Origin of the sequence: Ferrigenium straubiae, assembly GCF_051257895.1 — a bacterium.
Classification (GTDB): domain Bacteria; phylum Pseudomonadota; class Gammaproteobacteria; order Burkholderiales; family Gallionellaceae; genus Gallionella; species Gallionella straubiae.
This window is the reverse complement of the sequence record NZ_CP194331.1, coordinates 2,339,767-2,363,350: the sequence shown is the minus strand read 5'-3', so window position 1 is coordinate 2,363,350 and position 23,584 is coordinate 2,339,767. Positions and strand designations below refer to the sequence as shown.

The window sequence follows — 23,584 nt, the reverse complement described above, 5'->3', positions numbered from 1 at the left end:
GCATCAATAGAAACCCCAAAAGCACAAAAGCCCTCACGAGGAGGGCTTTTGTGTTTGAGAGGAGTCTGACGATGACCTACTTTCACATGCGGATGCACACTATCATCGGCGCGGAGTCGTTTCACTGTCCTGTTCGGGATGGGAAGGAGTGGGACCAACTCGCTATGGTCGTCAGACAAACTGTTCGGCATCCGACGCTGTTCTGTCGTCTGCCCTGTTTGTGGTTCATCGGTCGAGTTTTGAGGCTCTCGCGCTGAACCGTATCTGGAAGAAGTAAAGTGGTTTTGATTGCGCGTTGCGAAACGCCTTTGTTACTTAACGTTATAGGATCAAGCCTCACGGGCAATTAGTACTGGTTAGCTTAACGCATTACTGCGCTTCCACACCCAGCCTATCAACGTCCTGGTCTCGAACGACCCTTCAGTGTGCTCAAGGCACAAGGGAAATCTTATCTCAAGGCGAGTTTCCCGCTTAGATGCTTTCAGCGGTTATCTCTTCCGAATTTAGCTACCCGGCAATACCACTGGCGTGATAACCGGTACACCAGAGATTCGTCCACTCCGGTCCTCTCGTACTAGGAGCAGGTCCCTTCAAATTTCCAACGCCCACGGCAGATAGGGACCAAACTGTCTCACGACGTTTTAAACCCAGCTCACGTACCACTTTAAATGGCGAACAGCCATACCCTTGGGACCGGCTACAGCCCCAGGATGTGATGAGCCGACATCGAGGTGCCAAACTCCCCCGTCGATATGAACTCTTGGGAGGAATCAGCCTGTTATCCCCAGAGTACCTTTTATCCGTTGAGCGATGGCCCTTCCATACAGAACCACCGGATCACTATGACCTGCTTTCGCATCTGCTCGACTTGTCAGTCTCGCAGTTAAGCATCCTTTTGCCATTGCACTATCAGTACGATGTCCGACCGTACCTAGGATACCTTCGTACTCCTCCGTTACAATTTGGGAGGAGACCGCCCCAGTCAAACTGCCTACCATGCACGGTCCCCAACCCCGATCAGGGGTCTAGGTTAGAACCTCAATGACACCAGGCTGGTATTTCAACGTCGGCTCCACGATATCTAGCGATACCGCTTCAAAGCCTCCCAGCTATCCTACACAGGTCCCATCAAAGTCCAATGCAAAGCTACAGTAAAGGTTCATGGGGTCTTTCCGTCTAGCCGCGGGTAGATTGCATCTTCACAAACATTTCAACTTCGCTGAGTCTCGGGTGGAGACAGTGTGGCCATCGTTACGCCATTCGTGCAGGTCGGAACTTACCCGACAAGGAATTTCGCTACCTTAGGACCGTTATAGTTACGGCCGCCGTTTACTGGGACTTCAATCAAGAGCTTGCACCCCATCATTTAATCTTCCAGCACCGGGCAGGCGTCACACTCTATACGTCCACTTTCGTGTTTGCAGAGTGCTGTGTTTTTATTAAACAGTCGCAGCCACCATTTCACTGCAACCCCATCGAGCTTCAAGAGCAAGTCTCTACACTCTACCGGGGCGCACCTTCTCCCGAAGTTACGGTGCTAATTTGCCGAGTTCCTTCACCCGAGTTCTCTCAAGCGCCTTAGAATTCTCATCCTGCCCACCTGTGTCGGTTTGCGGTACGGTCCCAATGCAACTGAAGCTTAGTGGCTTTTCTTGGAAGCTTGGTATCAGCAACTTCGCGCCACAAGGGCACTCGTTATCACGCCTTGGAATTGACCCTCCGGATTTGCCTAAAGGATCTTCCTACACGCTTGAACCGGGACGTCCAACACCCGGCTTGCCTAACCTTCTCCGTCCCCACATCGCATTGCATTGAGGTACAGGAATATTAACCTGTTTCCCATCGACTACGCTTTTCAGCCTCGCCTTAGGGGCCGACTCACCCTGCGCCGATGAACGTTGCGCAGGAAACCTTGGGCTTTCGGCGAGGGAGCCTTTCACTCCCTTTATCGCTACTCATGTCAGCATTCGCACTTCTGATACCTCCAGCATCCCTCACGGGACACCTTCGCAGGCCTACAGAACGCTCTCCTACCATATGCTTACGCATATCCGCAGCTTCGGTGCACAGTTTGAGCCCCGTTACATCTTCCGCGCAGGACGACTCGATCAGTGAGCTATTACGCTTTCTTTAAATGATGGCTGCTTCTAAGCCAACATCCTGACTGTTTTAGCCTTCCCACTTCGTTTTCCACTTAACTGTGTCTTTGGGACCTTAGCTGGCGGTCTGGGTTGTTTCCCTCTTGACACCGGACGTTAGCACCCGGTGTCTGTCTCCCATGCTCGCACTTCTCGGTATTCGGAGTTTGCAATGGTTTGGTAATCAGCAATAGACCCCTAGCCATGACAGTGCTCTACCCCCGAGAGTGATACATGAGGTACTACCTAAATAGTTTTCGGAGAGAACCAGCTATTTCCAAGTTTGTTTAGCCTTTCACCCCTATCCACAGCTCATCCCCTAACTTTTCAACGTTAGTGGGTTCGGACCTCCAGTTGGTTTTACCCAACCTTCATCCTGGCCATGGATAGATCACTTGGTTTCGGGTCTACACCCAGCAACTATCGCCCTTATCAGACTCGCTTTCGCTGCGCCTCCCCTATTCGGTTAAGCTCGCTACTGAATGTAAGTCGCTGACCCATTATACAAAAGGTACGCAGTCACCCTTGCGGGCTCCCACTGTTTGTATGCATGCGGTTTCAGGTTCTATTTCACTCCCCTTCCGGGGTTCTTTTCGCCTTTCCCTCACGGTACTGGTTCACTATCGGTCGATTACGAGTATTTAGCCTTGGAGGATGGTCCCCCCATGTTCAGACAGGGTTTCTCGTGCCCCGCCCTACTTGTTCCAAACCTAGTTCCACCCTCAAATTTTCGCGTACGGGGCTATCACCCACTATGGCCAGACTTTCCAGACTGTTCCACTAATTTGAGAGCTAAAGTTTGCAGGCTCTTCCGCGTTCGCTCGCCACTACTTACGGAATCTCGGTTGATTTCTTTTCCTCCAGGTACTTAGATGTTTCAGTTCCCTGGGTTCGCTCTACCTGACCTATGTATTCAGTCAGGAGTGACCCTTGCGGGCCGGGTTTCCCCATTCAGAAATCTGCGGATCAAAGCTTATTGCCAGCTCCCCGCAGCTTATCGCAGGCTGTCACGTCTTTCTTCGCCTGTAATCGCCAAGGCATCCACCACATGCACTTATTCGCTTGACCCTATAACGTTAAGCCCTCAGCATCGCTGCCAAGGCGCCATAGGTGTTTCGCATTTGTGTCCAGTTCATACGACTAGCATGAACTGACTTGATACAATCAAAACCCATGATTTTTCATGCAGCAGCAAACACAGGTTGCCCCGTGTCCACGTCTGCGTGAATCACTTTCTTTACTTCTTCCAAATTTTTAAAGAACTGCTTATCGGCAAAAGCCAATATCAAAGCCTCATCAGCTTGGATATGGGTTCTCGCTTCTTGTGCTTCAGGTATTGGTGGAGGTTGACGGGATCGAACCGACGACCCCCTGCTTGCAAAGCAGGTGCTCTCCCAGCTGAGCTAAACCCCCATTTTTCTCTGGTGGGTCTGGTTGGACTCGAACCAACGACCCTCGCGTTATCAACACGATGCTCTAACCAGCTGAGCTACAGACCCTGAACTTGTCAGGACCAAGGAGCGAGGACCAGGGATGAGGGGTAAAGCAGCACGCTGCCCCTACTCAATCCTCGATCCACAATCTTCAATCCTGCTCTTGAACAACCGATGAGTGTAGGCACTCAGCCTTTGGATATCTCTAGAAAGGAGGTGATCCAGCCGCACCTTCCGATACGGCTACCTTGTTACGACTTCACCCCAGTCATAAAACCCAGCGTGGTAAGCGCCCTCCTTGCGGTTAGGCTACCTACTTCTGCCAGATTCTACTCCCATGGTGTGACGGGCGGTGTGTACAAGACCCGGGAACGTATTCACCGCGACATGCTGATCCGCGATTACTAGCGATTCCGACTTCATGCTCTCGAGTTGCAGAGAACAATCCGGACTACGATCGGCTTTCTGAGATTGGCTCCCCCTCGCGGGTTGGCTACCCTCTGTACCGACCATTGTATTACGTGTGAAGCCCTACCCATAAGGGCCATGAGGACTTGACGTCATCCCCACCTTCCTCCGGTTTATCACCGGCAGTCCCAATAAAGTGCCCAACTGAATGATGGCAATTATTGGCAAGGGTTGCGCTCGTTGCGGGACTTAACCCAACATCTCACGACACGAGCTGACGACAGCCATGCAGCACCTGTGTTCAGGTTCCCTTTCGGGCACGAATCCATCTCTGGAAACTTCCTGACATGTCAAGGGTAGGTAAGGTTTTTCGCGTTGCATCGAATTAATCCACATAATCCACCGCTTGTGCGGGTCCCCGTCAATTCCTTTGAGTTTTAATCTTGCGACCGTACTCCCCAGGCGGTCAACTTCACGCGTTAGCTGCGGTACTAAAGAAGTCTCCTTCCCCAACACCTAGTTGACATCGTTTAGGGCGTGGACTACCAGGGTATCTAATCCTGTTTGCTCCCCACGCTTTCGTGCATGAGCGTCAGTGTTAGCCCAGGGGGCTGCCTTCGCCATCGGTATTCCTCCACATCTCTACGCATTTCACTGCTACACGTGGAATTCTACCCCCCTCTGCTACACTCTAGTCTCGCAGTCACAAATGCAGTTCCCAGGTTAAGCCCGGGGATTTCACATCTGTCTTACGAAACCGCCTGCGCACGCTTTACGCCCAGTAATTCCGATTAACGCTCGCACCCTACGTATTACCGCGGCTGCTGGCACGTAGTTAGCCGGTGCTTCTTCTTACGGTACCGTCATCCACACGATGTATTAAATCGTGCGATTTCTTTCCGTCTGAAAGAGCTTTACAACCCGAAGGCCTTCTTCACTCACGCGGCATGGCTGGATCAGGCTTGCGCCCATTGTCCAAAATTCCCCACTGCTGCCTCCCGTAGGAGTCTGGGCCGTGTCTCAGTCCCAGTGTGGCTGGTCGTCCTCTCAGACCAGCTACGGATCGTCGCCTTGGTGAGCCTTTACCTCACCAACTAGCTAATCCGATATCGGCCACTCCGAAAGCGAGAGGTCTTGCGATCCCCCCCTTTCCCCCTCAGGGCATATGCGGTATTAGCGTAACTTTCGCTACGTTATCCCCCACTTCCGGATATGTTCCGATATATTACTCACCCGTTCGCCACTCGCCACCAGGGTTGCCCCCGTGCTGCCGTTCGACTTGCATGTGTAAAGCATGCCGCCAGCGTTCAATCTGAGCCAGGATCAAACTCTTCAGTTCAATTCCTGTTTTGGTTCACTTCTGAACCGGTCTTACTCAAAGTGAATCATTGACATGATTCTTTTCGACTTTGCGTAAGCACTTTTTACTACATATTTTTAAAGTCGTTCCCTCATCCCTAAGGACTCGGAAACTCCCCAAAAACCAAGTGCCTACACTCGTCGGTTGTTCGTTTTCTTTTTAAAGATCGGGCTGATGGGTTGCGGGGACAGGATTTGAACCTATGACCTTCGGGTTATGAGCCCGACGAGCTACCGAGCTGCTCCACCCCGCGTCAGCGAAGAGGGCGAACTATAGCAAAGCATCCGGGCTTCGTCAAACACTATGTAATTTATTTAATCTGGCACCGCACGCAATGAATCAATGGCACCCCAAGAAGGCCCCGGGCCGCCTCATGATTTGCACGGGTCGCCGATTTTCAAAATGCCACTTCAAGCCGCACCCCGGCCACCCATACATCCCGCAGGGTTGCATCCATATTTGGATTGAAAATGCGCTGCACCATCGGTTGTACGGACAACCACGGCTTCAATTGCGCGCGATAGGTAATTTCGACTACCGTTTCGGACGAATCGGAAGCATTGCCCAGCGCAAGTTGAGCATCGCGATACTTGCTGCTGGCATGGCAGGTAGTGACGGCAATACCGGCGGTATCTTCATCGCGCCCGTCAAATAACCCTTGGTAGATCAAGCCCAGGCTTCCGGACCAGTCCGCCTGATAAACATCCTTGTTGACCGTACCGAATCGAGCGAAACCCGACAAGCCCTGCGCAGGGTCATTTTGTTCGGCACGCAGGGTACGCTCAGCCAGGAAGTAGAACCCCTGGTCTGGGCGGCGCAGCGGATTGCCGAGTGCATCCACTTCGGTCAGATCGTCGGCGCGCGCAGTGTAACGCCACAAGCCAATGGCGGTCTTATTGAAGGATTTACCCTCTTCCGACGTATTGGAACCCAGTTCGATGACGGCGAGCGTGCCATCGCCCTTGTCCAGCCGGATATGCGTGCCCTGCGGATTATTGAGATGCCCCGGCACGCCGTCGGTCAATGCCCCCTGCACGTAATAGCCCGACGAAGCGTATTTCACGCGCATTCCCAGTGCGCCCATCGGGAAGACCGGGGGGCCGTTCTGCCCGGTCTGCGCCATTTCGGCCGACATGCCGTAAGGCGGCTGCAGGAACAGCCCTGAGGTATCGGTGACATAAAACTCGGAGTCGATCGCATACAACCCTGCCAGCACCGACAGACTGTCGTCGGCCGAATTCTTTTGCAGCCATGCTTGGAAGAACTGGCCGGCATTGGTGCTCGACTCGATGTTGTCCACCCCGGCGAAGCTGCCGGTGTAATTATTGATCGACTTGGCACCGTGCTGGACGTGGTACTGGAAGAAGGCGGTGGTGGCATCCCAACCGGCCAGCGTACCCAGATCCATGTTGATCGCTGCTTCGCTGTTCGCCAGCCAGACCGAACCGCGGCTGACGCCGCCCGACGTGTTCGCCAGCAGGTCGCTCTTGTGGGTCAGTTCCACCGTGATGCCCTTGTCGTAGAGGCTGGGGCGCGCCCCACCCCAATCGCCCGACAGAGTTTCCGTATTCCAGTCCGGCGCTTTTTCTTCCTCGGCGAACGCGATATTGCTCACTACCAGCCCGATAAATGCGGCCTTTACCAATCGATTCACGATACCCTCCCTTTTTATATTATTCATTGCGAATACCTCGAAGCGAGGCAGATTCTACCCCCACAAGGCTGATTGCGTCACCGCCACCGATGAAACGCGCTATTATTTGGCGCCGAATTTGCGCCGTCTGCGGCCGCATGACCAAGACACGAAGACTATATCCGTGAACATTACCTCCATCCCAGAAATCAGACCCGGCCAGTCCGTCGAACTGCTCAAGGAGCTGCACATCCTGACGCGCGACGGCAAGCTCAACCAGGACAGCCGGCGCAAACTGAAGCAGGTTTATCACCTGTATCACTTCATCGAACCGTTGCTCGATGAAATACTCGCAGAGAGGCAGGACCTGACGCTAGTGGATCACGGCGCAGGCAAGTCCTACCTGGGCTTCATCCTCTACGACCTGTTCCTGAAGGCACGCGAGGCCGGCCGCGTCTACGGCATCGAGACCCGCGAGGTGCTGGTCGGCAAATCCCGCGAACTGGCTGGGAAGCTGGGCTTTGCGCGCATGTCTTTCCTGAACCTGTCGGTGGAAGAATCCATCCACTCGCCGCAACTGCCCGAGCAAGTCGATGTCGTCACGGCGCTGCACGCCTGCAACACCGCCACCGACGACGCGATCAAGTTCGCGCTGCACAAGCAGGCGAAATTCATCGTGCTGGCGCCTTGCTGCCAGGCCGAGGTTGCGTCTGTATTGAACAAGCACAAGAACCAGTCGTTCGGCAAAACTCCGCTCTCGGAAATCTGGCGGCATCCGATCCACACCCGCGAATTCGGCAGCCACCTCACCAATGTGCTGCGCTGCCTGCTGCTGGAGTCACACGGCTACGGGGTAACGGTGACGGAACTGGTCGGCTGGGAGCACTCGATGAAGAACGAGCTCATCATCGCGCGCCGCGGGGATGCGCAGAGAAAGAATGCGCGGGAAAGACTGGAGCATATCCTGCGCGAATTGAATCTGGAAGAATTGCGTGAGCGGTTTATTTATTGAGCTGGCGCGCCAACGCCCAAGTCACATGTTCGCGCACCATCTCCGAAGGATGCGCCGCGCGCGACTGCAAGGCTGCAATCACGGCGGCACTCTGCGGCGTATTCCCCAAAGCCACGGCGATGTTGCGCAGCCACTGCTCGTGGCCGATGCGATAGATCGCGGTACCGGCCAGCTTGCGGTCGAATTCGGCCTCGTCCCACGTGAACAACTCGATTAATCCCACGTCGTCCAACCCGTGGCGCACCGCGAAATCCGGCTCGGCGCTGGCCTGCGCAAACTTGTTCCACGGACACACCAACTGGCAGTCGTCGCAGCCGTAGATGCGGTTGCCGATCAGCGGGCGCAACTCGACGGGGATGCTACCCTTGAGCTCGATGGTCAGGTAGGAAATGCAGCGGCGCGCATCGACGCGGTACGGCGCGACGATGGCCTGCGTCGGGCAGATGTCGATGCAGCGCGTGCAGGTTCCACAATGCTCCCGCTGCGGCTCGTCGGCCGGCAGCGGCAGGTTCACGTAAATCTCGCCGAGGAAGAACCGCGAGCCGTGTTCGCGCGACAGCAGCAGGGAGTGCTTGCCGCGCCATCCTATGCCGGCCTTGCGTGCCAACTCCTTTTCCATGACCGGCGCGCTGTCGGTGAAGACGCGCCCGTCGAATTCCGCCACTTCGGTGCGGATTTTCTCGGCCAGCTTCGCCAGGCGGTTGCGCACCACCTTGTGGTAATCGCGCCCCAGCGCATAGCGCGAGATGAAGGCGCGTTCGCCTTCTGCGAGCACCTGCCAGCTGTCGCGTGCGCCGGGCGGCATGTAGTTCATGCGCAGCGAAATCACCCGCAAGGTGCCGGGCAGCAGTTCCGCCGGGCGGCTGCGTTTGCTGCCATGTTTTGCCATATAATCCATCTCGCCGTGCATGCCGAGCGCGAGCCATTCCAGCAGGCCGGCCTCCGCCGCCGAAAGATCGGTGTCGCTGATGCCCACGGCCTGGAAGCCGAGCTCATGAGCCCATGCGCGTATCTGCGCGGCAAGCGCGTCGTAATCGATCGATTGAGGAACTCCGTTTTGCATAGTCCGGATGATAGCCGAATCAGCATGCGGGTACGCCAGGGATGCCATTCCTGATGATGGAATCCGCCATGCCCGCCCCTCTCCCTAACCCTCTCCCGCAAGCGGGAGAGGGGACGAACGACCGCTGCGCGAATCTTTCATTCTTCCTCCCCGATGAAAACGCGACCCTCGCGCTGGCGCAACGCCTCGCCGCGCGGCTCAAGCCCGGCATGGTGATCTACCTGCACGGCGACCTCGGCGCGGGCAAGACCACGCTGGTGCGCGGCGTGCTGAATGCGCTGGGCTATACCGGCCGGGTGAAGAGCCCCACCTACACGCTGCTTGAACCCTACCGGGCTGGCGGATTAGACTTGCGCCACTTCGACCTGTACCGCCTGCACGACGAGGAGGAATGGGAAGCGGCCGGCTTCCGCGACGAGTTCGACGGAAACAACATCTTCTTCATCGAATGGCCGGAAAAGGCGCAAGGGCTGATCCCGCAGGCCGATGTGGAAATCGGGTTTGAAATCCTGGCGCATGGCCGCAACGCGGAAATCCAGGCCAATACGGAAATGGGCAGGCAATGCTTAAGGCAGTTGTAAGACTCGCAACAATCCTGTTCTTCTGCTGGCTGCCGCAGGCGCACGCCGCCATCGCCGTTGGCTCGGCGCGCGTCTGGCCGGCGCAGGACTACACGCGCCTGACGCTCGAATCGAAACAGGCCATCCGCCACAACATGTTCACCATGAGCAACCCGGAGCGGCTGGTCATCGATCTGGAAGACGTCGAACCCGACGGCGCGCTCAACGAATTGACCAGGCTGATCGGCGCAGACGACCCCTACATAAAGAGCGTGCGCGTCGGGCGTTTCAAGCCCGGCGTGGTGCGCCTCGTCCTCGACCTGAAGGGCGAGGCCAAGCCGCAGCTCTTCGTCCTCAAGCCGGTCGGCGAATACGGCTACCGCCTGGTGCTGGACGTGTACCCCGCCCAGCCAGCCGACCCGCTGATGGCCCTGCTCGAACAGCCCCAGCCTCTCGCCCCGGAAGCCGCCAGCGCGCCCGCAGCCGCAGAATCCGCGAAAGAGCCACCCGACTCGATCGCATCGTTCGCCGAGGAGAAGCCCGAGCCGGCTGCAAAGCCGGCCATCGGCAAAGCCGATGCGCAAGCCGCACCGCCAAAAAATATCCCCGAGTTGCGCGCGCGCACCCTGATCGTCGCCATCGATGCCGGACACGGTGGCGAAGATCCGGGCGCGATCGGCCGGAAAGGCTCGCGCGAAAAGAATGTCACGCTGGCGATTGCGCGCAAGGTGAAGAAGCTGGTCGAAGAAACGCCGAACATGCGCGGCGTGCTGATCCGCGACGGCGACTACTTCATCCCGCTCGGTGCGCGCATCGCGAAGGCGCGCCGGGTGAACGCCGACCTGTTCATCTCCATCCACGCCGACGCCTTCATCAAGAAGACCGCGCGCGGCTCGTCGGTGTTCGCGCTCTCCGAACACGGCGCAACCAGCGCCGCGGCGCGCTGGCTGGCGAAGAAGGAAAACGAGGCCGACCTGATCGGCGGCGTGAACATCGCGGTGAAAGACCCCTACCTCGCGCGCACCCTGCTCGACCTGTCGCAGACCGCCACCATCAACGACAGCATGAAACTGGCCAAGCATGTGCTGGGCGAACTGGGCGGAATCAACGACCTGCACCGCGGCGAAGTCGAGCAGGCCGGCTTCGCCGTGCTGAAATCGCCGGACATCCCCTCGATCTTGGTCGAGACTGCCTTCATCAGCAACCCCAGCGAAGAGAGCCGCCTGAACGACGAGGGCTACCAAGGGAAACTCGCAAGCGCGATCCTCGGCGGCGTGAAGCGCTACTTCGCACAAAACCCCGCACTATCGAAACCGAAGTTCGCGCAGGCGGAGTTTTAAAAATTGCTGCGGAGGGCGTCTGCGGCGTTGCGCGGTACTCGCAATCCTCATGTACCTTTAGTACATTCCGGTTGCTGCGTTCCGTGCGCCTTGCATCCATCCCTCCTCGCGAATTTTTAGGGCAGCTTCTGGGGCGTTCCTCCCAGCTCGGCCAAACGCTCGCCCATGGCCATGAACAATTCTTGTTCTTTCGGCGTCATTGAGCGGAAATTCTGAAGCAACGCCTGCTCGGTGAAGTCGTATTCCGGCGAAGCGACAGGAAGTTTTTCACCTTCCGCAAGCGCGACCAACTGATACATTTTCATACCAAAAACGGAAGCTAGCGATTCAAGAAGCTGCGTGCTTGGCCCATGTTTTCCTGTTTCGATACGCGAAATATTTGCAGCAGTTATCTTGGCTCGATACGCAAGTTCGTCCTGCGTCCAGTGTCGCGCAATCCTGAGATTTTTGATTGTTTCGCCTAAATTCATAGGCTTGGAGTCTATGGCCTATATGACTAGGCCGAAATATATAGACCGAAAGATATATTGACTCTTAATTTACGTTAACCGTAATATCGCGCCGCAAACTTACGATTTGCGTATTTTATGTGGCTCATACAACTACGAAAAAAGGAAATAACCATGAAAAAGGTACTTGCAGGTTTGTGTGTTGCAGCAACGATGGCAACGGTTTCGGGTGTTGCACTGGCGACAGATGAAGGGTTTTATGTGCTGGGATCAGTTGGGCAGACACGAGTTAGCTATCCACAAGCTGCCACTGATGCGGCACTAACAAATGCGGGTGCAGTCGGCGTAGTTTCAACTGCAAGCAACAACCCTACGGCATTCAAGTTACAAGCAGGCTATCAAATCAACCAAAATTTTGCCGTAGAGGGCGGCTACATCGACTTAGGGAAAATTTCATATTCGGCAACTGGTACAGTTGGTGGCGTGGCAGGTACAGCGACTGAAACTGATAAAGCAGAGGCATGGAATATTAGCGCTGTCGGTATACTACCCTTTGGTAATTCTTTCTCAGCAATCGGTAAATTGGGTGTTGCATCTGTTCGTTCCAATGCTAACGCCGCAGTGACCTTGGCTGGCATCGGCACAGCCACTTTGGGCGCAAGCAAATCAAAAACCGACTTAACCTACGGCCTTGGCATCAAATACGACATATCCAAGAATTTTGCAGTACGTGGTGATTGGGATAGGTACAACACTGGAGTGACTGGCACTGGCAACATCAGTGTTTTGTCGCTGGGGGTAGCATATAAGTTCTGATGTTATTTTGAACATTGTTGGTTGCAGTAACAAAAACCCGCCAATTGGCGGGTTTTTTGATTTGGCGAAATAAAATGAGTTAAAGGCTGAATCACGCCGGAAACACTCCCGTAGAAAGGTAGCGATCCCCCCGGTCGCACACGATGAACGCGATGGTCGCGTTCTCGACCCGCTCCGAGATGCGCAGCGCCACGGCGAGTGCGCCGCCGGAGGAGATGCCGCAGAAGATGCCTTCCTCGCGCGCCAGGCGGCGCGTCATTTCCTCTGCGTCCTGCTGGTTCACGTATTCCAGGCTGTCCACGTTCCTGCCGTCGTAGATTTTCGGCAGGTAGGCCGGCGGCCATTTGCGGATGCCGGGAATCTGCGCTCCTTCTTCGGGCTGCACGCCGATGATCCGGATGTTGGGATTTTTTTCCTTGAAGTAGCGCGAGCAGCCCATGATGGTGCCGGTGGTGCCCATGCTGCTGACGAAGTGCGTGAGTTGCCCTTGCGTGTCGCGCCAGATTTCCGGCGCGGTGCCTTCGTAATGCGCCAGCGGGTTGTCGGGATTGGCGAACTGATCGAGGATGATGCCGCGCCCTTCGGTGCGCAGCCTTTCTGCCGTGTCGCGCGCCAGTTCCATGCTGCCCTCTTTCGGCGTCAGCACCAGCTCCGCGCCGAAGGCATGCATGGTCTGGCGGCGTTCCGCGCTCTGATTGTCCGGCATCACCAGGATCATCTTGTAGCCGCGCACCGCCGCCGCCATCGCCAGCGCGATGCCGGTGTTGCCGCTGGTCGCCTCGATCAGCGTGTCGCCCGGCTTGATGTCGCCGCGCGCTTCGGCGCGCATGATCATCGACAGCGCGGGGCGATCCTTCACCGAGCCGGCGGGATTGTTGCCTTCGAGCTTGGCGAGGATGACGTTCGAGGTAGCGCCGGGAATGCGCTTGAGCCGAACCAGCGGCGTGTTGCCGACGAAGTTCTCTATGGACGAATACATATTCAGGAAACCGACTTGAGCATCTGCCCCACATACCTCGCCACGCCCTGCTCGACCGTCAGGAACGGCTGGTCATACCCGGTGTTGCGCAGCGCCGTCATGTCGGCCTGGGTGTAGCTCTGGTATTTGCCGCGCAGGGCCTCGGGGAACGGCGTGTACTCGATCAGGCCTTGCTGCTGCAGTTCGGCGAGGCTTAATGCATTCTTCCCTTCGGCGTTGCGCAGCGCGTTGATGGTCGCTGCCGCCACGTCGTTGAAGCTCTGCGCCTGTCCGGTGCCGAGATTGAAGATGCCTGATTTGTGCGGATTGTCGAGGAAGTACATGTTCACCTTGACCACGTCTTCCACCGAGATGAAGTCGCGCAACTGCCCGCCGTTGGCGTAGCCGTCGCAGCCCTCGAACAGCTTCACCTTGCCCTCGGCGCGGTACTGATTGAAGAAGTGGAACGCGACCGAGGCCATGCGCCCCTTGTGCTGCTCGCGCGGGCCGTACACGTTGAAGTAGCGCAGGCCGACGATCTGCGCGTTGCGCTTGTGCCAGCGGCGCCGCACGATCTGGTCGAAGAGGAACTTTGAATAGGCGTACACGTTCAGCGGCGCCTCGCATTCGCGGCTCTCCTTGAACACCTTGCCGCCGCCATACACCGACGCGGACGAGGCATACAGGAACGGCACCTCTTCGTTCTGGCAGTAGTTCAGCAGCTCCAGCGTGTACTGGTAGTTGTTGTCCATCATGTAGCGGCCGTCGGTCTCCATGGTGTTGGAGCACGCGCCCTGATGCAGCACCGTCCTGACCAAGCCGTCGAAAAAGCCGTCCTGCAGCTTCTTCAGGAAGTCTTCCTTGTCGAGGTAGTCGGCAATCTCGCAATCGGCCAGATTCCTGAACTTGTCGGCGTTCCTGAGGTTGTCCACCGCGATGATGTTGTTCTCGCCGCGCTCGTTGAGCGCCTTGACGAGGTTGGAACCGATAAACCCGGCAGCGCCGGTGACGATGTAGTACATATTTACTCCTTAAGAACCGTGAAAAGTGACTCGCCGCTACGCAGTTCAAGTGAAAGGTGAAACGAAAAGCGGTTTCTGCATTTCACCTTTCACTTTTCACATTTCACCCATGTCTTTAATGATCTCTTCGCGCGACACCACCGCCGTGCCCAGCTTGCCGACCACGATGCCCGCCGCGCGGTTGGCGATGCGCACCGCATCGGGCAGATCCGCGCCACTCGCCAGCATCACCGCCAGCGTGGCGATCACGGTGTCACCCGCGCCGCTGACATCGAACACTTCGCGCGTCTGCGTCGGCTCGTGCAGCGCCTCGTTGGCGCGGTACAGGCTCATGCCGTCCTCGCTGCGCGTGACCAGCAGCGCGTCGAGCTGCAATTCGGTGCGCAGCTTTTCCGCCTTCGCGTTGAGCTCTGCCTCGGTCTTCCAGCTCCCCGCCACTTCGCGAAATTCGCTGCGGTTCGGCGTGAGCAGCGTCGCGCCGCGGTAGCGCGCGTAATCATCACCCTTGGGATCGACCAGCACCGGCTTGCCCGCGGCGCGCGCCAACCGGATCATCTCGCTGATATGCGCCAGCCCGCCCTTGCCGTAGTCGGACAGGATCACCACGTCCACCCCCGGCAGCTTGATGCGGAAATCCGCCAGCTTCGCATTCAGCACCTCGTGGCTGGGCGGCGTTTCGAAATCGATGCGTAGCAGCTGCTGGTGGCGCGCGACGGCGCGCAGCTTGATGATGGTTGAGATGGTGTTGTCGCGGTGCAGCAGCGCGCTGAGGTTGCCGTACTGGTTGAGCAGCTTCTCCAGGCACGCACCCGCCTCGTCGTCGCCGACCACCGACAGCAGGGTGATTTGCGCGCCGAGCGCGGCGATGTTGCGTGCCACGTTGGCCGCCCCGCCGGGACGCTCCTCGACGCGCTCGACCTTGAGTACCGGCACCGGCGCCTCCGGCGAGATGCGGTTGACGTCGCCGAACCAGTAGCGGTCCAGCATCACGTCGCCGACTACGAGGATTTTTGCGCCGTCGAATTTGGGCAACGCTGTCATAGCCGCCCTGCGCTTTTCTGATTCATATCGCTTCTCCGATTTCCTTGTTGATGTCGAGCAGCGCCTGCAAGGGGTCTGCCGCCTTGGTGATCGGGCGGCCGATCACCAGATAGCTGGAACCGGCCTGCAGCGCGGCCAACGGCGTCATCACGCGCGACTGGTCGTCGAGGCTCGCCTGCGCCGGACGGATGCCCGGCGTCACCAGGCAGAAATCCTTGCCGCACTGTTTGCGCAGCAGCGCGGCCTCCTGCGCGGAACACACCACGCCGTCCAGCCCGCTGTCGCGCGCCAGCACAGCGAGGCGCAGCACCATCTCGGCGGGCGTGGCGCTGATGCCAATGCCGGTGAGGTCTTCCTGCGCCATGCTGGTGAGCATGGTCACGGCGATCAGCTTCGGTCGATGTGCGCTGCTGTCCACCGCCTCGCGCGCCGCCTCCAGCATCTTGCGTCCGCCCAGCGCATGCACGTTGACCATCCATACTCCGAGAGCAGCCGCGGCCTTGCAGGCCTGCGCGGTAGTGTTGGGGATGTCGTGGAATTTCAGGTCGAGAAAAATCTCGAAACCGCGCTTCATGAGTTGATCCAGCAAGGCCGGACCGGCTGCGGTGAACAGTTCCTTGCCGATTTTCAGGCGGCACAGCGCAGGCTGCAGCCGCTCGGCCAGCGCAAGCGCCGGGGCGGCGGCGGGATAATCCAGCGCAATGATGATCTTCGGGTCGTTCATTCCAAATTCCTCATTTGAACCACGAAGAGCACGAAGATCGCGAAGAAAAACAATGCATCATTTCCAAAGGTCGATTCACCTTGCCGGGATCGCCAAACATCGCACAGCCCCACAAGAAATCTTCGTGTTCTCTGTGTTCTTCGTGGTGAGGCGTATTTTTCAGGTTCATAGAGGGGTACCGGTTTCTTCGCTGCGGCGCGGCGAGTAGCTGTCCCATGCCTGGCAGGCCGGGCAGTGCCAGTAGAACTGGCGCGCCTTGAAACCGCAATGGGCGCAGTGATACATGGCCAAGTTGCGCGTGCGTTTGTGCACCAGATCCTTCACCAACTCGACATCGGCGCGCCGCTCCATCGGCACTTCCAGCAGCCGCGCCTCGAGCAGCTTGTCCAGCCCGAGCAGGGTCGGGTTGCGCTGCAACTCGTCGCGCACCAGCTGGTAGGCGGAACCCGAGCCCTCGTTTTTCAGCACGCCATCGAACACTACGTTCATCAGGTCCAGCGAGTGGTATTTGCTTAAGTAGTCGCGCAGCAGCGCAATACCCTCCGCCTCGCGATCCAGGCTGCGACAGGCATTCAGCAGGCGCTCCGCGACCAGCGGCAGGTATTGCGCGTCCTGCGCCTCGATGTTCTTCCAGATGGCGATCGCCTCCTCGAGCCTGCCCTCGCCGGACGCCATGTCGCCCAGCATCATGGTGGCGCGCACCGCGTTCGGATAAGTAGCCAGCGCCTGCTGCAGATGGCCGCGCGCCGCGGCGGGATTGTCATCCGCGATCTCCTCGCTCGCCAGTTCGCAGTAGAAGAAGGCCGCCAGCTTGCCATAGGACTGTCCGGATACTTCCGTCAGCCGCTGTGCCACCTCGATCGCCTTGAGCCAGTCGTGCTCCTTCTGGAACAGTTCCAGCAGGAATTCCAGCGCGGGCTTGGCGTAGCGGGTATTCCCCAGTTCGCGGAACAGGCTCTCGGCGCGGTCGAAAATGCCCGCCTTCAGATAATCCTGCGCGAGCTCGAAAATCGCCTGCTGGCGCTTGTCGTCGTCCAGATCGGCGCGGTCCACGAGGTTGTGGTGCATGCGCAAGGCGCGATCCACTTCGCCGCGCCGGCGGAACAGGCTGCCCAGCGCGAAGTGCAGTTCGATGGTTTGCGGATCGACCTTGACCACCTCGATGAAGGCCTCGATGGCCTTGTCCTGCTGCTCGTTGAGCAGGAAGTTCAGCCCCTGGAAATACGATTGCGGCAGCGCGCTCGATTCCGAGAGCAATTCCTTGATGTCGATACGCGCGGCCAGCCATCCCATGCCAAAAAACAGCGGGAAGATAAGCAGCATCCAGGGTTCAAATTCCATACCGAAAAACTATCAGGAGGGTTGTATTGGGATCTGCTGCGTTTCGCCGACGCCGGCAAGCTTGTTCTTGACGCGGAGATCGCGCTTCAGGCGCGCGATCTCGCGGCGCTGCTGCAGCACGTTGGTAAGCATCGCGAGCACGCCGACCGCCGCGCCCGCGGCAAAAAATATCAGCAGCACGATCACCAGCGAAGACTGCCACTCATAGCCAAAAAAATAGCGCAGCGTGACCGGCTGGTCGTTTTTGACCGCAAATCCGAGCAGCACGACGAACAACACCGCACGCAAAATCCAATTGAGATAACGCATGGCATCCACCCCGAAAACCATCACAACAAGATTCCTGCAACACGCAGCGAGCGCAGCATCACCAAGCGCAGCGGTGTTTCAGGTATCCCGCAACGATAGCATAAAAAAAGGCGGCTATACCTTGCGATATGCCGCCACTTCAACCGTACTATACAGAATCAGGGCTTCTGCTGGCAGACCCGCTCCCTCAATTCCTTGCCCGCCTTGAAATGCGGCACATACTTGGCCGGCACTTTCACCTTGTCGCCGGTCTTGGGATTGCGCCCCTGGCGCGGCGGCCGGTAATTCAGGCCGAAGCTGCCGAAACCGCGAATCTCGATTCGCCCGCCACGCGCGAGCGTGGAGGACAGGGTATCCAGAATCACTTTAACGGCAAACTCGGCATCCTTGGTCAGCAGTTGCGGATGCAACTCGGCGAGCCTGGCAATCAAATCGGAACGGGTCATGGCAATACCTCAAACTCAGGCGTCTGTCTTGCTGCCGCCCATCTTGGCCTTCAGCAATGCGCCCAGATTGGTGGTGCCGGCGCTCGCGCTGCTTTCAGCGGAAAGCTTCTGCATCGCGGCGGATTCCTCAGCCTTGTTGAGCGCCTTGATCGACAGGTTGATGCCGCGATTCTTGCGGTCCACGTTGATGATCACGGCAGTCACGCTATCGCCTTCCTTCAGGTGGGTACGGATGTCTTCGACGCGGTCGGCGGAGACTTCGGAGGCCTTCAGATAGGCTTCCACGTCGCCCTCCAGCGCAATCACGGCACCCTTGGCATCCAGCGATTTCACCTTGCCGGTGACCACTGCGCCCTTTTCATGGCTGGCGGCAAAGCCACCGAACGGATCGCCTTCCAGCTGCTTGATGCCCAGCGAGATGCGCTCGCGCTCCACATCGATCGCCAATACCACGGCTTCGACTTCGTCGCCCTTCTTGTAGCCGCGCACGGCTTCTTCGCCGGGCTGGCTCCACGACAGGTCGGACAGATGCACCAGGCCGTCGATACCGCCATCCAGGCCGATAAATACGCCGAAGTCGGTGATGGACTTGATCGCACCCTTTACCTTGTCGCCCTTCTTGTGGTTGATCGCAAAATCGTCCCACGGGTTGGATTGGCACTGCTTCATGCCCAGGGAGATGCGGCGGCGCTGCTCGTCGATCTCGAGGATCATCACTTCCACTTCGTCGCCCAGCTGCACGACCTTGGAAGGATGAACGTTCTTGTTGGTCCAGTCCATTTCGGAAACGTGCACCAGGCCTTCGATGCCCTGCTCGATTTCGACAAACGCGCCGTAGTCGGTCAGGTTGGTCACCTTGCCGAACAGGCGGGTGCCTTGCGGGTAGCGCCGTGCAAGGCCGTTCCACGGATCGTCGCCCATCTGCTTGATGCCCAGCGAGACGCGGTTCTTCTCCTGGTCGAACTTGAGCACCTTGGCTTCGACTTCGTCGCCGACATTCAGTACTTCGGATGGATGCTTCACGCGGCGCCATGCCAGATCGGTGATATGCAACAGGCCGTCGATGCCGCCCAGGTCGACGAACGCGCCGTAGTCGGTGATGTTCTTGACCACGCCCTTGACGATCGCGCCTTCCTTGAGGTTTTCCATGATGGCTTCACGGTCGGCACCCATGCTGGCTTCCAGCACTGCGCGGCGCGAAACCACCACGTTGTTGCGCTTGCGGTCCAGCTTGATGACCTTCAGCTCCATGGTCTTGTTTTCGTAAGGCGTGGTGTCCTTGACCGGGCGGATGTCCACCAGCGAACCCGGCAGGAACGCGCGGATGCCGTTGACCATCGCGGTCAGGCCGCCCTTGACCTTACCGCTGACGAAGCCTTCCACGATCTTGCCTTCTTCCATGGCCACTTCCAGATCGTGCCATGCAGCGAGGCGCTTGGCCTTTTCGCGCGACAGCTTGGTTTCTCCATAGCCGTTTTCCAGCGCTTCGATTGCGACGGTGACAAAATCGCCCGCCTTGACTTCGATTTCGCCTTTCGCGTCGAGGAATTCCTCGACCGGGATCAAACTTTCGGACTTCAGTCCGGCATTCACGACCACCACGTTGTGGTCGATGCGCACGACTTGTGCGGTAATCAATTCGCCGGCGCGCATTTCCTTGCGCGTCAGGCTTTCTTCAAACATTGCGGCAAAACTATCGGGGTTTTGTACGGCGGCTGCAGTTGCGGTTGCGTTCATCGGATACACCTAAGAAAAATTCTGCCCGGAACAGAGGTTCATTGCAGAGGGTTGGTTAGCGATCCCGCAAGACGGAGGGTCAGGCGGGGCCTATTTCTTCACCTGGTAACGCGCGAGCACTTCGGCAACTGCCTGCTCGATGTTCAGAGCGGTAGTGTCCAGCAGACTCGCATCAGGTGCCTGTTGCAAAGGGGAGGCGCTACGTTGGGAATCCCGCTCGTCGCGCGCCCGGATATCTTGCAAAAGGGCGGCGATATTAGCACTCATTCCTTTTTCCTTCAACTGCTTATAGCGGCGCTCGGCGCGCGCCTCGGCGCTGGCGGTCAGGAATACCTTCAAGGCCGCGTCCGGGAACACCACCGAGCCCATGTCGCGCCCGTCGGCCACCAGCCCCGGCGCGCGGCGGAAGGCGCGCTGCCTTTCCAGCAGCGCGGCGCGCACCAGGGGCAGCGCCGCCACTTTGGAGGCGGCGGCGCCCGCCTCCTCGCTGCGCAACTCGTCCCCCACCTTCGCGCCGTCCAGCCAGATGCTTTCCCCTTCAAAACGGATTTCGATCTGCGCCGCCAAATGGGCCAGCTGCGATTCAGCATCCAGCGCGATGCCACGTTTCGCCGCAGCCAGCCCCAGCAGGCGGTACATCGCGCCGCTGTCGAGAAAATGGAAGCCCAACACCCTGGCGACGCGCTGCGCCACCGTACCCTTGCCCGAGGCGGAAGGCCCGTCGATCGCGATCACCGGCACGGCCTGCACCACCTCGCGGAAGCGTGCGAAATAATCCGGAAAGGTCTTGGCCACACAATCCGGATCGTTGATGCGCACCCCCGCAGCACCGAATGCCGCGAGCGAGAAGCACATCGCCATGCGGTGATCGTCGTAGGTGTTTACGCCTGAGGCAGGATTGAGGATCGAGGATCGAGAGGCGGGCGGGGTGATGCGAATAAAGTCCGCACCCTCTTCCACCGCCGCGCCAACCTTGCGCAGTTCGGTTGCCATCGCCGCGATGCGGTCGGTCTCCTTGACGCGCCAGCTCGCGATGTTGCGCAGCGTGGTCGTACCCTCGGCGAACAGCGCCGCGACCGCGAGCGTCATCGCCGCGTCGGGAATATGGTTGCAGTCGAGGTCGATGGCCTTGAGCCTGCCGTGCAGCGGTGCACGCGCCTCCATCCAGTTCGGCCCCATCGTGATATGCGCGCCCATCAGCGCCAGCGCATCGGCGAAGCGCACGTCGCCCTGGATGCTGTCGCTGCCCACCCCCTCGATGCGCAGCGGCCCGCCGCCGATCGCGCCCGCCGCGAGGAAATACGAGGCTGAAGAAGCATCTCCTTCCACGTGAATCACACCAGGCGATACATAATGATGGCTGCTCGGATTTACCCAATAACGATTCGAGTCATCGTAAAGTACATTCACTCCGAAGCGCCTCATCATCGCCAGCGTGATCTCGATGTACGGTTTGGAGATCAGCTCCCCAACTACTTCGACCGTGGCCTCGCGGCCCAGTAATGGCAACGCCATCAGCAGGCCGGTAAGGAACTGGCTGGATACGTCGCCGCGCACCTGAGCGGTGACCCCCTCCGGCTTGCCCGGAAAAATTTCCAGCGGCGGGAAACCTTCGTTGCCGAGATAACGAATGTCCGCTCCCAGTTGGCGCAACGCATCCACCAGATCGCCGATCGGCCGCTCATGCATGCGCGCCACGCCGGACAGCTTGTAATGCCCGCCGGACAAGGCCAGCGCCGCGGTCAGCGGACGGAATGCAGTGCCGGCGTTGCCGAGAAACAGTTCTGCCTGCTTGACCGGAAAGTTGCCGCCGCAACCCTGCACCCTGAAAATATGTTTATCGAGTTGCTCCACGCCGACCCCCAGAGCGCGCAGGCCATCCAGCATGCGCCCGGTATCGTCGGACAGCAGCACATCGCGTACTTCAGTCGTCCCTTCGGCCAGCGCGGCCAGCAGCAGCACGCGATTGGAGATGCTCTTGGAGCCGGGCAGCGTGATCGTGCCGTGGGCGGTCAGCAGAGGGGGGAGGTCGATGAAGTTTGCGGATGTCATTGCGATTGAGCTGAATGGCGGATTTGCGAGGGCGGGATGATACCGCAGTGGGGAACGGCGCGCATGCTTGCCGGGGGTTGCCCGGCGGTTTTGTTTTGATGTTTGGAAAACGCCCTTCGACAAGCTCAGTGCGAACGGCCTCTTATGATTCGCCACGCTCCTTTACCTCTGCCCGCACCCAGCCTTTGGCAAAGGTAATGCGCAGCTCCGCCCCCACCGCTACCTTCCCCGCATCCGCCACCACCCCGCCGTTCGCATCCTGCACCAGGCTGTAACCACGCGCCAATACCCGCTGCGGATCGAGCAGGATCAGATGCTGCGCGAGATTATCCGCCCGCCCCAATCGTTGCACCTGTACCGTACGCATCGCCTTGGTCAGCCGTTGCGCCAGATTGGACTGCTGGTCGCGCAAGCGCGCAAAGTCGCTGCCCGCCGCGTGCAGGCGCCGTGCCAGCGATTGCCATTGCCAGAATTGCTGTTGCCTGCGGTAAGTCAGTGCTCTCTGCAATCGCCGCTGCAGTTGGCCCAGTTGTTGCGTCTGGCGCTGCAACTGTTGTGCGGGATGCACGAGGCGGCGCTGCAGATAGTCCACTGCCTGCATCGCATTCTGCAGGCGGTTGCGCTGCGCGCGTTGCAGATGTTGCGCCGTGTCGCGCAAGCTCCTCAGCAGGGCATGGCGATCCGGTACGACGCGCTGCGCGGCTGCAGTGGGGGTCGGGGCGCGCTCGTCGGCGGCGAAGTCGGCGATGGTAAAGTCGGTCTCGTGGCCCACGCCGCTGACGACGGGAATTTCGCTGGCGACGATGGCGCGCGCGACAACTTCTTCGTTGAACGCCCACAGGTCTTCGATGCTGCCACCGCCGCGGCAGACGATCAGCACGTCGCATTCTGCGCGCCGATTGGCTGTCGCGATGGCTGCCACAATCTTTTCCGCACTGCCTGTACCCTGCACCGGCGCGGGATACAGGATCACCGGCACGCTCGGCAGCCGCAGCTTCAGGGTGGTCAGCACATCGCGCAACGCGGCAGCCTGGGGCGAGGTGATAATGCCGATGCGCTTGGGAAAAGCGGGCAGCGCACGCTTGCGCCCGGCAGCGAACAGCCCCTCGTTTTCCAGTTTCTGCTTGAGTTGCGCGAATTGCTCGTACAGCACACCCAGCCCCGCGGGGCGCATCTGCTCGACAGTGAGCTGAAAATCGCCGCGCTGCTCGTACAACGTGGCGACGGCCAAGACTTCGACCTGCTGACCATTGGCGACTGGATTACTCAACAACTGGTTCTTGTGCCGGAACATCACGCAGCGCACCTGCGCCTGGTCGTCCTTCAGCGAAAAATAAAAATGGCCGGAAGCGGCCTTCACCAGGTTGGAAATTTCGCCGCGCACCCACAGCAACGGTACCTCTGACTCCAGCAACTTCTTGATTGCAAAGTTGAGTTCCGCGACACGCAAGACGCAGTTTTTTTCTTCACAAAATAGGCCTACGGACATATTGACATCCCGGAATAATCCACAAAACCAGCAAATTCGCCACTTCCTAAGGTTTTCCCCTACCACAGGGCTCCACACTTACACTAAGCAATTGTTTTATATTGATTTTACCGCCACACAAAAAATAGGCAAAGTAAGGAAAATCCTTATCGCACGCCACCTTAATGCATCACCCACAGGAATCATCCACAAAGTTATCCACAGATTTTGTGGGTAAACAAAAATACTCTTTATCGATAGGCAAGTTAGCAAA

17 protein-coding genes, 3 tRNA genes and 3 rRNA genes are annotated in these 23,584 nt (G+C 58.4%); 4 read left to right on the top strand and 19 right to left on the bottom strand.

What is annotated here, in order from left to right:
- Nucleotides 1-63: 63 nt before the first annotated feature.
- From rrf to ACRRNM_RS11450, 7 genes are all read right to left on the bottom strand, one after another.
- Nucleotides 64-176 (bottom strand): 5S ribosomal RNA (gene rrf, locus ACRRNM_RS11480).
- 149 nt (nucleotides 177-325) lie between these two features.
- Nucleotides 326-3,206, bottom strand: a 23S ribosomal RNA gene (locus ACRRNM_RS11475).
- A gap of 269 nt (nucleotides 3,207-3,475) precedes the next feature.
- A tRNA-Ala gene (locus ACRRNM_RS11470) sits at nucleotides 3,476-3,551 on the bottom strand.
- Nucleotides 3,552-3,560: 9 nt separating this feature from the next.
- Nucleotides 3,561-3,637, bottom strand: a tRNA-Ile gene (locus tag ACRRNM_RS11465).
- 143 nt (nucleotides 3,638-3,780) lie between these two features.
- A 16S ribosomal RNA gene (locus tag ACRRNM_RS11460) occupies nucleotides 3,781-5,318 on the bottom strand.
- Together the 16S, 23S and 5S rRNA genes with 3 tRNA genes alongside form the textbook arrangement of a ribosomal RNA operon.
- 200 nt (nucleotides 5,319-5,518) lie before the next feature.
- Nucleotides 5,519-5,592, bottom strand: a tRNA-Met gene (locus ACRRNM_RS11455).
- A 144-nt stretch (nucleotides 5,593-5,736) separates the two neighbouring features.
- Nucleotides 5,737-6,993, bottom strand: coding sequence for a carbohydrate porin (locus ACRRNM_RS11450; RefSeq protein ID WP_435628343.1), 1,257 nt, complete (start codon nucleotides 6,991-6,993; stop codon nucleotides 5,737-5,739).
- Nucleotides 6,994-7,162: 169 nt separating this feature from the next.
- Between ACRRNM_RS11450 and ACRRNM_RS11445 the strand changes: the two genes are divergently transcribed.
- A complete protein-coding gene (locus tag ACRRNM_RS11445; RefSeq protein WP_435628682.1) occupies nucleotides 7,163-7,984 on the top strand; it encodes a class I SAM-dependent methyltransferase in 822 nt (273 codons plus the stop codon).
- On the opposite strand, the gene queG is transcribed toward ACRRNM_RS11445, so the two are convergent.
- The gene (gene queG / locus ACRRNM_RS11440; RefSeq protein ID WP_435628342.1) at nucleotides 7,974-9,047 is read right to left on the bottom strand and encodes a tRNA epoxyqueuosine(34) reductase QueG; all 1,074 of its coding nucleotides are present in this window, start codon (nucleotides 9,045-9,047) and stop codon (nucleotides 7,974-7,976) included. The two genes, ACRRNM_RS11445 and queG, sit on opposite strands and share 11 nt — an antisense overlap.
- 53 nt (nucleotides 9,048-9,100) lie before the next feature.
- Here queG and tsaE point away from each other — a divergent pair, with 53 nt between their 5' ends.
- Nucleotides 9,101-9,628, top strand: coding sequence for a tRNA (adenosine(37)-N6)-threonylcarbamoyltransferase complex ATPase subunit type 1 TsaE (tsaE, locus tag ACRRNM_RS11435; protein WP_435628341.1), 528 nt, complete (start codon nucleotides 9,101-9,103; stop codon nucleotides 9,626-9,628).
- Complete coding sequence (locus tag ACRRNM_RS11430) at nucleotides 9,610-10,947, top strand: N-acetylmuramoyl-L-alanine amidase (protein WP_435628340.1); 1,338 nt, start codon at nucleotides 9,610-9,612, stop codon at nucleotides 10,945-10,947. The genes tsaE and ACRRNM_RS11430 overlap by 19 nt, the downstream gene beginning before the upstream one ends.
- 116 nt (nucleotides 10,948-11,063) lie before the next feature.
- On the opposite strand, the gene ACRRNM_RS11425 is transcribed toward ACRRNM_RS11430, so the two are convergent.
- Nucleotides 11,064-11,417, bottom strand: coding sequence for a helix-turn-helix domain-containing protein (locus tag ACRRNM_RS11425; protein WP_435628339.1), 354 nt, complete (start codon nucleotides 11,415-11,417; stop codon nucleotides 11,064-11,066).
- A gap of 153 nt (nucleotides 11,418-11,570) precedes the next feature.
- Here ACRRNM_RS11425 and ACRRNM_RS11420 point away from each other — a divergent pair, with 153 nt between their 5' ends.
- Nucleotides 11,571-12,212, top strand: a complete 642-nt coding sequence (locus ACRRNM_RS11420) for an outer membrane beta-barrel protein (RefSeq protein WP_435628338.1) — start codon at nucleotides 11,571-11,573, stop codon at nucleotides 12,210-12,212.
- Between the two features lie 91 nt (nucleotides 12,213-12,303).
- Here the strand turns inward: ACRRNM_RS11420 and cysM are convergent, their stop codons facing one another.
- The 10 genes from cysM to xseA form a co-directional block, all read right to left on the bottom strand.
- On the bottom strand, nucleotides 12,304-13,191 hold the full coding sequence (cysM, locus tag ACRRNM_RS11415) for a cysteine synthase CysM (RefSeq protein ID WP_435628337.1): 888 nt from the start codon (nucleotides 13,189-13,191) through the stop codon (nucleotides 12,304-12,306).
- Nucleotides 13,192-13,193: 2 nt separating this feature from the next.
- The gene (gene rfaD, locus ACRRNM_RS11410; protein WP_435628336.1) at nucleotides 13,194-14,192 is read right to left on the bottom strand and encodes an ADP-glyceromanno-heptose 6-epimerase; all 999 of its coding nucleotides are present in this window, start codon (nucleotides 14,190-14,192) and stop codon (nucleotides 13,194-13,196) included.
- Between the two features lie 96 nt (nucleotides 14,193-14,288).
- A complete protein-coding gene (rfaE1, locus tag ACRRNM_RS11405) occupies nucleotides 14,289-15,233 on the bottom strand; it encodes a D-glycero-beta-D-manno-heptose-7-phosphate kinase (RefSeq protein WP_435628335.1) in 945 nt (314 codons plus the stop codon).
- A 22-nt stretch (nucleotides 15,234-15,255) separates the two neighbouring features.
- Nucleotides 15,256-15,957, bottom strand: coding sequence for an orotidine-5'-phosphate decarboxylase (gene pyrF, locus ACRRNM_RS11400; RefSeq protein WP_435628334.1), 702 nt, complete (start codon nucleotides 15,955-15,957; stop codon nucleotides 15,256-15,258).
- Nucleotides 15,958-16,122: 165 nt separating this feature from the next.
- Entirely contained in the window at nucleotides 16,123-17,298 is a 1,176-nt protein-coding gene (gene lapB / locus ACRRNM_RS11395) for a lipopolysaccharide assembly protein LapB (RefSeq protein WP_435628333.1), read from the bottom strand.
- A gap of 12 nt (nucleotides 17,299-17,310) precedes the next feature.
- Nucleotides 17,311-17,607 (bottom strand): LapA family protein, encoded by a 297-nt coding sequence (locus ACRRNM_RS11390; RefSeq protein ID WP_435628332.1) that lies wholly within the window; start codon nucleotides 17,605-17,607, stop codon nucleotides 17,311-17,313.
- A 158-nt stretch (nucleotides 17,608-17,765) separates the two neighbouring features.
- Nucleotides 17,766-18,053, bottom strand: a complete 288-nt coding sequence (locus tag ACRRNM_RS11385; protein ID WP_435628331.1) for an integration host factor subunit beta — start codon at nucleotides 18,051-18,053, stop codon at nucleotides 17,766-17,768.
- A 15-nt stretch (nucleotides 18,054-18,068) separates the two neighbouring features.
- Nucleotides 18,069-19,790, bottom strand: coding sequence for a 30S ribosomal protein S1 (rpsA, locus tag ACRRNM_RS11380; protein WP_435628330.1), 1,722 nt, complete (start codon nucleotides 19,788-19,790; stop codon nucleotides 18,069-18,071).
- Between the two features lie 90 nt (nucleotides 19,791-19,880).
- Nucleotides 19,881-21,842 carry a bifunctional 3-phosphoshikimate 1-carboxyvinyltransferase/cytidylate kinase gene (locus ACRRNM_RS11375; protein ID WP_435628329.1) on the bottom strand — a complete coding sequence of 654 codons (1,962 nt, stop codon included), beginning with the start codon at nucleotides 21,840-21,842 and terminating at the stop codon, nucleotides 19,881-19,883.
- 142 nt (nucleotides 21,843-21,984) lie between these two features.
- On the bottom strand, nucleotides 21,985-23,331 hold the full coding sequence (gene xseA / locus ACRRNM_RS11370; RefSeq protein WP_435628328.1) for an exodeoxyribonuclease VII large subunit: 1,347 nt from the start codon (nucleotides 23,329-23,331) through the stop codon (nucleotides 21,985-21,987).
- Nucleotides 23,332-23,584: the final 253 nt, after the last annotated feature.

What these genes read in the sequence shown, in the direction of transcription:
- queG (WP_435628342.1), bottom strand. Translation starts at nt 9,047, where the DNA reads ATGCAAAACGGAGTTCCTCAATCGATCGATTACGACGCGCTTGCCGCG.
- tsaE (WP_435628341.1), top strand. Translation starts at nt 9,101, where the DNA reads ATGATGGAATCCGCCATGCCCGCCCCTCTCCCTAACCCTCTCCCGCAA.
- ACRRNM_RS11430 (WP_435628340.1), top strand. Translation starts at nt 9,610, where the DNA reads ATGCTTAAGGCAGTTGTAAGACTCGCAACAATCCTGTTCTTCTGCTGG.
- ACRRNM_RS11425 (WP_435628339.1), bottom strand. Translation starts at nt 11,417, where the DNA reads ATGAATTTAGGCGAAACAATCAAAAATCTCAGGATTGCGCGACACTGG.
- ACRRNM_RS11420 (WP_435628338.1), top strand. Translation starts at nt 11,571, where the DNA reads ATGAAAAAGGTACTTGCAGGTTTGTGTGTTGCAGCAACGATGGCAACG.
- cysM (WP_435628337.1), bottom strand. Translation starts at nt 13,191, where the DNA reads ATGTATTCGTCCATAGAGAACTTCGTCGGCAACACGCCGCTGGTTCGG.
- rfaD (WP_435628336.1), bottom strand. Translation starts at nt 14,192, where the DNA reads ATGTACTACATCGTCACCGGCGCTGCCGGGTTTATCGGTTCCAACCTC.
- rfaE1 (WP_435628335.1), bottom strand. Translation starts at nt 15,233, where the DNA reads ATGACAGCGTTGCCCAAATTCGACGGCGCAAAAATCCTCGTAGTCGGC.
- pyrF (WP_435628334.1), bottom strand. Translation starts at nt 15,957, where the DNA reads ATGAACGACCCGAAGATCATCATTGCGCTGGATTATCCCGCCGCCGCC.
- lapB (WP_435628333.1), bottom strand. Translation starts at nt 17,298, where the DNA reads ATGGAATTTGAACCCTGGATGCTGCTTATCTTCCCGCTGTTTTTTGGC.
- ACRRNM_RS11390 (WP_435628332.1), bottom strand. Translation starts at nt 17,607, where the DNA reads ATGCGTTATCTCAATTGGATTTTGCGTGCGGTGTTGTTCGTCGTGCTG.
- ACRRNM_RS11385 (WP_435628331.1), bottom strand. Translation starts at nt 18,053, where the DNA reads ATGACCCGTTCCGATTTGATTGCCAGGCTCGCCGAGTTGCATCCGCAA.
- rpsA (WP_435628330.1), bottom strand. Translation starts at nt 19,790, where the DNA reads ATGAACGCAACCGCAACTGCAGCCGCCGTACAAAACCCCGATAGTTTT.
- ACRRNM_RS11375 (WP_435628329.1), bottom strand. Translation starts at nt 21,842, where the DNA reads ATGACATCCGCAAACTTCATCGACCTCCCCCCTCTGCTGACCGCCCAC.
- xseA (WP_435628328.1), bottom strand. Translation starts at nt 23,331, where the DNA reads ATGTCCGTAGGCCTATTTTGTGAAGAAAAAAACTGCGTCTTGCGTGTC.